The following is an 11,809-nucleotide window of genomic DNA, read 5'->3' on the forward strand; positions in this document are numbered from 1 at the left end:
TGGCCCGTAGTTTCGTGCCTCTGTTCACCGTCATGGTCTTCATCGCGGCGGCGCTTCTTCTGACCGAAACGTCCTTGCTCCTCGCAGCGACGCGAGGATTCGATGCTGCACTCACCCACCCCGCAATCGCTCGTCCCGGACTGCTCGCCGAGTCCTCGCATGCGATGAGCAGGGTCGCTGTCACTGTCGCCGACTTTCTCCCCCGCGACATCACCACTCATATCGACAGCGGTCGGGTCATCGTGCCGGCGCTGTATCGCTGACGAAAGAGAACACTCATGACGAACCTTCACGTGCCAACTTCTGCGGGTGGTCGCGCCAACGAAAGCGCCTGGGTGCCTCTACTCGTCGCCTCCCTGCTCGCTGCACTCCTCGCCTCCCTCATCACGGTTGTGTCGCCACGTCAGGCCGAGGCGGTGCCGGCATCGTCGGGCTGCCCGGCAGTGGAAGTGGTGATGATGCCGGGAACGTTCGAAACGGACTCGACCGCTAATCCTGACATCGCGACGGGTCTGCTCAAGCAGGTCACCGATCCTCTTTCCCAGCTGTTCGGCAGCTCCATCAAGATCACCTACCCGGCGTACGAAGCGTCCGCCTTCAACAAGGGCAAGACCTACGGCACCAGTAAGGCATCTGGCATCAAGGCCGGTGCGCGCGTGATGCAAACTCGTGCAACGCAATGCCCAAACACTCAGTTCGCACTCGGCGGCTACAGCCAGGGTGCGGACGTGGCCGGCGACTTGGCATGGTTGATCGGACACGACAAGGGACCGATCCCCGCTGAGAAGTTGATCGCTGTCGGGCTTGTTGCCGACCCACGGCAGAGTTCGAATGGCGACAACACCCTCGTCGGTCCGCCCGTCGACGGTGTTGGGATCGCGGGGGCCAGGCCGGGCGGGTTCGGAAAGACTGCTGCAGTCACGCGTTCGTACTGCGCCCCCGACGACCTCTACTGCTCGACCAACGCCGGCAAGGATGGATTGCTCGCAGGACTTGGGCGGGTGCTTGCGCAGCCTCCGACTGCTTCCGGTCCGCAGCAGAGCGATGGATCTCAGCCCACCACCGCGGGTCTGCAGAACGCCTTGGTGTCCGACTACTCGAAGGTCGATCTTCCGGGATTGGCCGGCAACATCGAGACCCTGCAGCAGCAGCTGCAGTCCGGCGATCCGGACCTGGCGAGCATGGAATCGGCGGCGACAGATGTTGCCAACACCCTTGTTCCGGTGGCCGATACGACGAGCTGGGTCACCCAGAATCCGGCCGTGGAACAGACGCTCAAGGCGGCGGACGCTTCGACTCCCGAATACGCCGCCGGTCAGATCGTCGACAAGGTCAAGGGCATCGACTTGGGGAGTGCATTTCAGGCCGCGGACACCATCGCGCGGACAGTTCAGAATGCCTCCACGCCGGATCGGGTACAGCAGCTGCAGACCTCGGTGGACACCTTGTCCACTCAGGTCTCCCCCTTGGCCGCCACTCCGGCCGATGGTCTGTCACTCGCGGCGGACGCACTCTCGATCATCAAGCCGAGCGTGCTCATCAACCAGGTCACGCACATCGGGACGAACGCATTCGACCTCGCCAACAACATCCCGCCAGTTCTCGACATCTTGTTCAACCGGATCCCGCACATCGTTCTCGATCCGGGTCTCGATCCGATGTCAAAGGTCAAGGCTGTCCACGCCGATTTCGACCGCATCAACGTCCTGTTCGAGCCACTCATCAAACTCGCCGCCGGACTCGACTACAAGACGGCTGCGGCCCTGATCGCGATGATTCCCGACCCGTCCGGCGCCGCACAGATCATCTCGATGATCGTCGGCCTCGTCGGGAATCTCGACATCATCGGTCTGGCCAACACCGCCGGCGAACTCCAAAAGCAACTTTGGCACGCCATCGAAACCGGCGACATCATCGGAGCCGGCCTCGGCGCACTCCCACACATCCTCGACTTCGCGAAGATCGCGGTGGGCACACTCAACGGTGGCCAGAAAACCGAGGCGTCCAAGCTCGGTTCAGCGTCTGCGTCCACGACGACCGGACAGCAGACCACCCAGCAGTCACAGGCTGGGGACCTTGGAGGGCTCGCCTCGAGCCTCACCGCCTTGGCAGGCTCAGACGATGCAGACGCCCTCTCCCAGATCGGTGCCGAAGGACTCAAGTTCGCCTCATTCATCGGGTCCGGAACTCACCAGAACTACGGGGGACTCGTCGTCGATTCATCAGGCACAACGGCCCTACAGGACATGACCAACCACTTCCGCGATCCGATCGCGACGGCGGTGGCTAAACCGATCGGTGCTCACAGTGTCCTGCAGAAATGAAGCACGCGTGACCGCTCAAATTTCCGTCCCGACGAACGGCGAGTGTGAGGCCCACTGATGACGAAACCACCACCGCAACAAAATGCTACGCGATTCACCCGTTCATCCCGGATCCCTTCCCTGCCGCCACGGTCACTCACATGGATCCGCGACAGCTTCTGCCTAGCTACAACCGGAGTAGGTATCTGTGCCGCCGCCCCGCTGTTCGGGTACAGCGCCCTCCCAATGCCTGCCTCCGCAGGATTCTCGATCGCCGCCGCCTACACCGCAGTAACAGGCAAGCGAAGACAGCTTCGCGATGCCGACGTCGACGAGGTGGTAGAGAAGCTATGTCCGATCGTGGGGCTACCGGAAGCGAGCCGGGCGGTCCTGTCCACAGCAAGATGGAGTCGTCGCGAATGGCCAGGACATCCGCGGAAACTCATCGTGCACTACGACTCGACCCAGGCACTGAATGATGAAACGTGGCTCGCCGACATCTGCGAGATCTTCGAACACCAGGGTTGGGGCTTCTTCGAGCTCGACAAGCATGACCCCGCCCGCCGCCGGCTGATCTTTACATCCGCCGCCGAACCGAACCGAGAAGCCCCAGACAGTGACCAGGTCACACGCGCGAAGCGGATCGTCACTCAACTGCTGGGGCCTACCGCAGCCGCAACAGCGATCGAAGTTGACGTTGAAACCGGCGACGTCACCTCGATGGAAGTCCGCCACGAACTCGGCCCGAAACTGGCATCGGAGGGATACCGGACCCGAGTCGAACGAGGAATGAGCGCGACATTGCCCGGTCGCTGGCGAGCAAAATGGAACCTTGAGACGGACTGGGTCCGGTTCGAACTACGCACAGCGTTCCTCGACAGCATCTGGTTGCCGAAGACAGACCTCGACCCTGACGCGGATCTCCTCGCCAGCTACGACTCGGTCGAAATTCCCTACGGTATCGACGAAGACGGCAACGAAGTAGTGTGGCGACCAGCGATCGACCCGAACATGATGTTGATCGGACCACCCGGCAGCGGTAAAACCGTTACCGCGCACAATCTCTTGGTCAATTTCTCACGACGTGGATGGCCGATTTGGGTTCTCGATGGAAAGTACGTCGAATTTCTGGGATTCCAGGACTGGCCCAACGTGCAAGTGGTCGCCACCACCATCGAGCAGCAAGTAGCGTTGGTCCATCGCGCCCGCGATCTCATGGAGTTTCGGTACCAAAAAATTGTCACCGGCGAGGCTACCGAAACGGACTTCGAGCCAGTTCTGGTCTTCCTCGACGAATGGGCTGAATTCCGCGGGAACGTCGAAGATTGGTACCTGGGAGTCAAATCGAAGGGCGGACCCCGTCTACCGCCCGTGATAACCATGCTCGCGTCCATGGCGCGCAAAGCCCGCACCGCACGGGTGCATCTGGTCTTCGGAACCCAGCGTCCCGATGCGCAGTACTTCTTTGGCGACATGCGTGACAACTTCGCCATGCGCATCTCGATGGGCCGACTTTCTCCCCAAGGTGCGCTGATGATGTGGCAGTCTCCAACGATCGGCACCAGCGTGCCCCGCAAGTGCCGCGGTCGCGGCACCACCGTCACCGACAACTATCAACCAATCGAGATCCAGTGCTACCGCGTACCTGACCCGCGGAAGACGCGGCCCGACTCCTTCGAAGCGGACCTACTCGACACCCTCCGGCCCCCGGTGACACGCCATCCTCGATTGCTGATCGTCCCGCCGGACGAACTTCCCGACCTCGATGCCACCAACAACACGTCCGAACCTGCGCCGCTGACGTACTTCGACTACATAGACGCTGAATGGGTGCTGGCCAGCGACCGACCCGACCTCGATCCGATCCTCAGAAGAGCGAACATGACCCACGAAGTCGACCACGGTATCGCATCTCCGACGGCGCTCCTCGGACTCCTCGGCGGCGGCGCCGCGCCGACCGTCGAAGCGACCGGAGCACCCAACGACCACCCCCAGCCGTTGACCGCCTCGAACGACGCCAACGATCCCGCCTCGTTTCTCGATCAGCTTTCAGCTCCACAACCCGGTGAATCCTCTTCGGAGGATTCGGAGTCAATGCGCACTCGGCTGGCGCTGGTCAAAGAGCCGGCAGGAATGGAACCGGAGATGCCAGGATGCCGTGACTCCGACTTCGTTGACGATCGGTCGACTTCACATCGGACCGACGAGGACCAGTACGGGCCGGTCCACGACGTTCGCGCCGCGGACGTCGCACTCGGGGACCTTTTGCTGATAGACGACCTCGACGAATGGGTGGTCGTCGATACCGATCCCGAATTAGACATCATCGACGATTCGCTGTTATCCCTGACCTGGCGCAGCGACAGCGATGAGTACGGCGAACTCGCCTTACCCGACAGCTCTTACGTATCGATTCGTAAACCTCTTCAGGTTTCGGTGTGAGGAACGACAGCAGCGAGGCAGCAAACTGAGCCTGGATGTCACCGCCCAGTTGTCCGGCGCCGTCTCGGGTGACCGACAGCGGATTTGCTCGTGCTGGGTTGTGAGAAGACCGCCGACGTTTGTCACACAAGTCCGCTTGACCGGATCTTCCTCCATGCAAGAGGCCCACTTCAGGAGGAAGGACTTCCTATGCAACCGACTCAGGCACAGCCGCCACGCAAATCTGCGCAGAAACCAGCATGCCTGTCGGACGAGGACCAACTGTCTCTGTTGATGGCTGTCCCGCTGGCTTTGGGTGTGGTCGCAGCAACTCTTCCGGCGATATCAAGTAGGGCAACGGGGTGGCTGCTCGCGCATGAGTTCATAGTTGCGGCCTCGGCGACACCGCTTGTGACTATTCCTGGCACGGACGGCGCCGGCCTTGATCTTCGTCGGCTGATCGTCGCCGTGGCAGCGCTGGCAATCTCGGCAGCTTTTGTGCTGAGCGGCGCGCGACGTTCCATCGATCGCCGACGGCAGCGACGGTTGCGTCGTGGCGACAGCGCATGAGTGCGCCGTGATTATTGCTGCGTTACCGCGGTGGAAGGGGACGGTTCCGTGCGCGGATGAATGCGTCACGGATTGTCCGTTGTTCCAAGCGCAGAGCGTCAGCGAGTGCAATGGCGTGGGAGTCGGACAGGCTTCCTTCGCCACGCTCGATCCGGCCGATGGTCGTGGTGCTGAGCCCGGTTCGGTCCGCGACATGTTTCTGCGTCAATCCCGAAAGGTTCCGCAGGTCGGCGATTGTCCGATTGTCCTCCGGAACGATGATGAGATGGTCGAGGGGTATCCCGAGCTTCTCGGCGGCCCGGGCGAGGTGGTCGGGCTGAGGGTTCGATCGCGAGGTTTCCCAGTTGTGGATCGTGGTCGGGTCGACGCCTATTGCGCGGGAAAGGTCGCCGCGCGAGATTCCGGCAGCAGTGCGCGCGTCTTCGAGGGCCTGGGGCTGGAAGCCGTTCAGGGGCGATCTCACTGCGATTGTCCGTTCATCGCTGGACATCCTATTAAAGATGTAGATACCATCGTTGCATACCGGGTTTAAATTCCAGTGATGAATGCGATGCAGCGCTGACGATCACTCACTGACCTTCGAACCCCGGTGCGCTCGAGTACGAACAGTTCCCACGTACATGCGGCCTGACCAGCCGCTAAACGGAAAAGAGCATCCGATGACGACTACCGTTTCAACTACCCCACCCTTGTCCCAGCCTTCTGCGCATCGACGCGACGCACGCTCGTCCGTATGCGCCGCTCAGCTAGCTAGACTGAATGCAGCCGGATTCCCCGCCCGGTCTGCTTTGCCCAGTCGCGACGACGGGTGGTTCCAGACATCGCGACAGTCGGGTGTAGGGGGACGTGACGGGCAGGCTTGGACACCTGCCCGTCACGTCGTCGATACAGCTGTCGACACGGTCGATGTGCGCTACCACATCAATGCGCTGATGTGCGCCGGCATGACGACCGCTCTGATCGCTGAGCTGGCCTCTGTGCCGGTCGCGACAATCCGGTCGCTGAGGAGCACTTCGACTCGCACGACCACCTCCGCCATCGCGGACGCGATCCTCTCGATCACTTTTCATCCGAGCCGTGGGCGTGATCTGACCCCAGCAGTGGGGGCTCGCCGCCGACTGCGCGCCCTCAACGCCATGGGCTACGGCGATCCGAGCCTCGTTCACCGCTTGAACGTCGAGGTCGACGTCGTCACCTCGATGCCGGAAAAAGGTCTCATCCCGAGCGAGCTGTGGGAAGCGGTCGACGAGATCTACGACGAGCTATCCATGCGCCCCGGACCTGACGCCGACCTACGTGAACAAGCACGCGCAGAAGGACTGGTGCCGCCTCTCGGATGGGACGACGACGAGATCGACAATCCTAAGGCGCGTAGTCACGAGCGCGAGCGGGCCACGGGAGCGGTCGCGGTCGACGAGGTCGTCATCGTTCGTCGCCTGAGTGGCGAACATGTCCCCATGCGCAACTGCGAACGGCGAGAAATCATTCGGATGGCCTACGAGCAGCGCTGGTCACCGAACCTCCTAGCGGACAAGCTCGCCATCAAGTACGACTCGGCCGTGACGGAGCTGAGCCGGTACCGCCGAGCTCTCGTCCAGACGGACGTCGCCGGTTCCGGTTCCGATTCCACGGCGGAGACGTCGACCCCGACCGACACGCCTACGAGGGAGTGTGGAAAGGGCGAGACCGCCGCAGTCGCTGCCCCGGCCGATCTGACAGGCGCACCCGATTCTGACTCTCCGCGAGAAGCAGCAGCTACGTCAGATGCCGCCGAATCACAGTCGCCCGCCGACTCCAGGATGAACGCGCCGGCACGGGCTTCCGCCAACCGAGTGAGTGCGTGCAGTTCCACGAGGCAACGATCGACTGTCCTCGCTCAGCGCCGGAAAGTGGGGTGCCGGGGAGCAGGCCGCCATCCCGGCGCTCGAAGCTATGGCGGCCGACCCGCCGGTCGGGTTCAACGAGAGCTGCAGGTGCCGAGCAGAACTGGCCTCGCTTGGATCCTGCCCCTCTGCGCATCAAGATGGCATCGCCCCGCCGAACAGACATCGGCACCCCGACCCGGCAGACCTTGTTCCAGTTCGCTGATACCTGCTGACTCCGGCGACCGTGTGAGGCATTGCTGCAGCCCCGACCTCGACAATTGAAGGAGACCAGACCCGTTGGCCCTCATAGAAATCCCCGAGGACTTCCACGCGGCGTTCATTGCGGCCGCCCACGACGCGAACGATCACAACGACCTCGACCTCGCCTTAGACGAGGACCGCACACATATCACCCTCAGCAATCTCTGCCCCGGATTCTTCCCGGTTCTTCGGCTCATCACCCGCGGTGAGCATGAAGTCACGGTGGAAATCTGGTCCATCGTCGACCACCAACGAGATGATGGCAGGTGGGAGCGCACCGAGGGGGTCGATGCCACCAATGTGGTCGACCTCGCCGATCCGACCGATGCTGCCCGGCGCGCCGTCGAGTGCAACGCTCTGACCTCGGTCGGACGCGGTCGCGCACGCTCTGCAGTGCTGCTTTTGGCAATGACCACAACAGGTTTCAGCCCTGCACTATGACCTTACGTCCCACTCACGGGGACACGGAGACGGGAACTCTCATGCATGAGTCATTTTCTTCCGCTCTCAACGAGATGTCGGTCGCCGATGCGGTGATGCAGCTGGCGTCCGGAACTGTCGAACTCGCGCTCGAAGACGCGCCCGAGTTCGCTCGCTGGTGCTGGTTCGCCGACGTGCTCGACTCGGACTGGGGTTTGACCGGCAGGCTTCCGGCCGCCGTCGACGATGTACTCCACGCACTCGAGCGCGTTGCCGGTATGTGCCGAACATCGGAAACGAAGGCGCTCAGTCCCGACGCGTGGCGCGCGGCGTACGAGGCCACGGAGAGATTGGCCCACAGCTCGGCCGTAACCAGTTCAGAGGCCACCTATCTGGCACTTTCGGCGGCGAACGACATCGCACTCGAGTGCATCGACGAAACGCACCCCGAGTTCACAGTCGCGATAGCGCTGGCATTCGAGTCCCTCGCCGCCTGTGCGGCGGACTCCGCGATAGCGCGATGCTGGATCGCCCGCGCTCTGACCGAATGGACGAACCGAACGCACCCAATCGCGGGTGATTCTCGAACGGGAGAAACCCCACCGATAACGGACCCTCGGCAGAACGCGTCGATAGTCTCCGCAGGTTGTGGCGAGAGGGCCTTGTTGAGAGTGGGCGGCAACCGCTGAAAGGGGCACTGGCAATAGCGACTCCGCGGGGCTCGCCTGGACCGGGGATAGTCACCTCACCCTAGGATCGGCTATGTGCCGACAGTGACAACGCCCGACGCCGACATCTTTTACACCGACAGTGGGGGAGAGGGGCCCGTACTTCTACTCGGGCACGGGTTCTTCATGGACTCCTCCATGTTCACGCCCCAGGTGCGCGATCTATCCCCGGACCTCCGGGTTGTGACCTGGGATGCGCGCCGCCACGGAAAGACCACCGATGCGGGTACGCCGTTCACATACTGGGACCTCGCACGCGACGCCCTCGCCGTCCTCGACCACCTCGGCGTCGAGAAGGCAATCATCGGGGGCATGTCCCAGGGCGGCTATACCGCGCTGCGCACAGCACTCCTCGCACCGGAGCGCACGACGGCTCTGATCTTGCTCGACACGGAAGCCTCAGCCTGTACACCCGAGCAAAAGTCCGGATACCGCGTCCTGTTCGATCAGTGGTGCAGCACAGTCCCACTCGAACCGCTCACCAGCGCACTTGCCCCCCAACTGATCGGCGGAGAACCTGCGGATTGGACGTCGTGGATCAGCAAATGGAACAGCAGTGATCGCATGGCTGTCCGGCCGGCCGCCGAGTGCCTTATCGAACGCGACGACGTCGTGGACCGGCTCTCCGACATCGGCGTTCCGGCGTTGATCATCCGTGGGGAAAATGACCTGTCAGCACCCGCAGAGAAGGCGGATGAGCTCAAAGCGGGTCTTCCCGGTGCGGCGCCAGTTGTCACGATCCCGGTGGCCGGCCATGCCGCAAGCTGGACACACCCCGAGCCGGTCAACGCCGCGATCACCGCGTTCGTCAAGACGCTCCGCTAGTTCCGGAGGCGGGCAGGCGCACTCCGAGGTACATCTGCAGCGGATACTTGCCCCGCATCTCCGCGTGGACCTGCACGTGCACGCTGTATCGCTCACCAGTCTCGGCGTCGCGGAGGTGCATGAACGGCTGGTGCCGGCCGAACCGGACTTCTTCACGTGACCACAGTTCGCGGAAGCGAGGGAACTCGCTCAACTCTTCGAGGGTTTCCACCGCCCAGTCGGGGTTGTAGTAGCGACCCATCAACGCTCGGAACCAGCTGACGGTCAAGGCCGCTTCCGCCTCCCACTCCACCATGACCTTCATTGATGCCGGAGTCGAGAAGAACCAGCGCAACACGTTTCCCTCGTCGACCAGCCCAGGGAACGCCTTGTCATACGCCGAGTTACAGTCGATGACATTCCAGCGTTCGTCGAGGTACGCCACCAGATGCGGGTTCAGCGCCGCGATAGCGGTCTTCATGTCCGGTGTGATCAGTGTCCGATAGTCGGCGATCGTCCATGGGGTGGTTGTGACCTCACGTTCGGTTGGTGTCTGTCGAGCGAGGTTGAAGAGGTGGCGCTGGTCTGCCGAATCGAGTGTGAGTGCCGTCGCCGTGGCTTCGAGGAACTCGGGTGAAGGGCCGTCCTTGCTGCCGGATTCGAGCTGCGCGATGTAGCTCATACTCGCAAAACTTCCGCTCGCAAGCTGCTGGCGGGTCATCCCGCCAGGATGACTCGGTGTGGACCGCGTCCGCCGTGCCCGAATGAAATCACCGAGGTTGGGTGGGCTGAGTGGGTCCATGCTTCATGCCTTCCGAGATCATCTGAGATGTCGAGCGCCATAACCATACTCTGCACGCAAGTCAACCCTTGCAGGTAACACTCCTTAGTGTTATGTCCAGCGGTGGACAACTCGGTCCACCAGCTGATGGGATCTTGTCCAGAAGACTCACAGCTGCGTGGCAGGCAGGTGAGTAAAATTCGGCAGTCGAGTCGCCGGGGACGGGAGGTCCACGGCGGTTCCGGAGGGGAAAAACGCTTATGCCACGTGCAGCGCAACGGTATTCACGCGTGCGGTCAAGGAAGAAATGTCCCGATATCGGCGTGCGCACGCCCGACTTCATATGCGGATGTTCAGAGCGCATCAGTCGCGGCGTCGTTGAGTTTCCTCGTCAGTGTGATCCCACCTGGCGCGACGCAGGTATGGACTGCGTGCCCGGACCTTCTGTCGAATTATGTTCGCTTCAAACGGATGACGCGCCAATAACCACCGCGAAAACGGTCCTCTGGATTGCTTACGGCCACGATTCCGAACCTGAGCGCTTCGGCGGCGAAGTAGTCGGCCTGCGGAGACAATTCGCAGATCGTCCAGTGCCGGATGGTCGCAGCGTTCGGGCCAGACGGGCGTGCCAGGTGTCCGCTGGACCTGTACGGCTCAATACCCGTGGCCGCGAGGATATCTGGCACAACACCCGGCGCGACGGTCAATTTTGTCGCAGTCGCAACGTACGTTGTCCCCTATGGGGGTACGTCCAACGCTCAACACTGTCGAAGAAGCCGATCAGCAGCGTGCGATGGCTCCACGCATCCACGCGGGCGGTAGGTGGCGTCGCCGACGCGAAGTTGTCCAGGTCGCGTTCTATTGTCCACCCCGTACGAAGCGTCCGATATGTCCACACGTCCACTGTGAAGGACCACCATGGCATCCCTGCTGACCAAGAAACTCGACAAGCTCCGCTCGTCCGGGGATGACCTGCCTCCGGCGCACAACGGCGCAGATCAGGACGACCCACCCGATCTGAATACCCGCGCGCGCGTTCGCCGGCGCCCCATTTACCTGGCGATCGGTGTCGCACTCGTCGTGGTGGCAGTGATCGGCATGCTCACCGCGGTCAACGCCATGCGCGCAACCACCGATGTGCTCGTCCTGACGAACGAGGTGCAGCAAGGCGAGACCATCGAGTCCAAGGACCTGGCCGCCAAATTGGTCAACGTCGATGCCGATCTCGGGGCGCTGCCCGCCAGCGAACGCGGCCGCGTCGTAGGAATGAGTGCCAGCACCCGGTTGCCGGCCGGCACCATTCTGCTCCCGTCCGCGATCACCGACCAGATTGTTCCCGGGGAAGGCCTCACGATGGTCGGCATCACGGTGAGCTACAGCCACCTCCCCTCCGAGCCGATCGTCCCCGGCGACATGGTCCGTGTCGTGGACACACCACGCGACCAGGACGACCCGCCCGTACAGGGACCGATCAACACGAAAGCACAGGTGTACTCCACCAAGGAGATCCCCGAAGCCGGCGAGACAACCCTCAACCTGCTCGTGCCCGAGGCAGAGGCCAACTGGGTCGCCGCCCGCGGCGCAACCAAGCGTGTCGCGATCGTCCTCGACAACCGAGTGCGGTGACCGGCAATGTTTCTCGCACTGACATCCGCC

General features: G+C 62.5%; 10 protein-coding genes. 8 read left to right on the top strand and 2 right to left on the bottom strand.

Going from position 1 to position 11,809, the window contains the following annotated elements; all coding sequences use genetic code 11:
* Positions 1-14 precede the first annotated feature (14 nt).
* Genes ACFU5V_RS35610 through ACFU5V_RS35620 form a run of 3 tightly spaced genes read left to right on the top strand, consistent with a single transcriptional unit; the run spans position 15 to position 4,745 of the window.
* Complete coding sequence (locus ACFU5V_RS35610) at positions 15-263, top strand: hypothetical protein (protein WP_378705150.1); 249 nt, start codon at positions 15-17, stop codon at positions 261-263.
* 15 nt (positions 264-278) lie between these two features.
* Positions 279-2,324, top strand: a complete 2,046-nt coding sequence (locus ACFU5V_RS35615) for a cutinase family protein (RefSeq protein ID WP_378705151.1) — start codon at positions 279-281, stop codon at positions 2,322-2,324.
* A gap of 57 nt (positions 2,325-2,381) precedes the next feature.
* Entirely contained in the window at positions 2,382-4,745 is a 2,364-nt protein-coding gene (locus tag ACFU5V_RS35620; protein ID WP_378705153.1) for an FtsK/SpoIIIE domain-containing protein, read from the top strand.
* 571 nt (positions 4,746-5,316) lie between these two features.
* On the opposite strand, the gene ACFU5V_RS35625 is transcribed toward ACFU5V_RS35620, so the two are convergent.
* Positions 5,317-5,757 carry a helix-turn-helix domain-containing protein gene (locus ACFU5V_RS35625; RefSeq protein WP_378705155.1) on the bottom strand — a complete coding sequence of 147 codons (441 nt, stop codon included), beginning with the start codon at positions 5,755-5,757 and terminating at the stop codon, positions 5,317-5,319.
* Between the two features lie 445 nt (positions 5,758-6,202).
* Here ACFU5V_RS35625 and ACFU5V_RS35630 point away from each other — a divergent pair, with 445 nt between their 5' ends.
* The 4 genes from ACFU5V_RS35630 (at position 6,203) to ACFU5V_RS35645 (ending at position 9,393) form a co-directional block, all read left to right on the top strand.
* Positions 6,203-7,441, top strand: coding sequence for a hypothetical protein (locus ACFU5V_RS35630; RefSeq protein WP_378705156.1), 1,239 nt, complete (start codon positions 6,203-6,205; stop codon positions 7,439-7,441).
* A gap of 15 nt (positions 7,442-7,456) precedes the next feature.
* Positions 7,457-7,861, top strand: coding sequence for a hypothetical protein (locus tag ACFU5V_RS35635; protein WP_378705157.1), 405 nt, complete (start codon positions 7,457-7,459; stop codon positions 7,859-7,861).
* Between the two features lie 74 nt (positions 7,862-7,935).
* Complete coding sequence (locus ACFU5V_RS35640) at positions 7,936-8,529, top strand: hypothetical protein (RefSeq protein WP_378705159.1); 594 nt, start codon at positions 7,936-7,938, stop codon at positions 8,527-8,529.
* Positions 8,530-8,604: 75 nt separating this feature from the next.
* Positions 8,605-9,393 carry an alpha/beta fold hydrolase gene (locus tag ACFU5V_RS35645; protein ID WP_378430885.1) on the top strand — a complete coding sequence of 263 codons (789 nt, stop codon included), beginning with the start codon at positions 8,605-8,607 and terminating at the stop codon, positions 9,391-9,393.
* On the opposite strand, the gene ACFU5V_RS35650 is transcribed toward ACFU5V_RS35645, so the two are convergent.
* Positions 9,377-10,174, bottom strand: a complete 798-nt coding sequence (locus ACFU5V_RS35650) for a helix-turn-helix transcriptional regulator (RefSeq protein ID WP_072948914.1) — start codon at positions 10,172-10,174, stop codon at positions 9,377-9,379. The genes ACFU5V_RS35645 and ACFU5V_RS35650 overlap by 17 nt on opposite strands.
* Positions 10,175-11,071: 897 nt before the next feature.
* On the opposite strand from ACFU5V_RS35650, the gene ACFU5V_RS35655 reads away from it, so the two are divergent.
* Positions 11,072-11,779 carry an SAF domain-containing protein gene (locus ACFU5V_RS35655; protein ID WP_378705162.1) on the top strand — a complete coding sequence of 236 codons (708 nt, stop codon included), beginning with the start codon at positions 11,072-11,074 and terminating at the stop codon, positions 11,777-11,779.
* Positions 11,780-11,809: the final 30 nt, after the last annotated feature.

This window comes from Rhodococcus sp. NPDC057529, from assembly GCF_042802055.1.
GTDB lineage: Bacteria > Actinomycetota > Actinomycetes > Mycobacteriales > Mycobacteriaceae > Rhodococcus_F.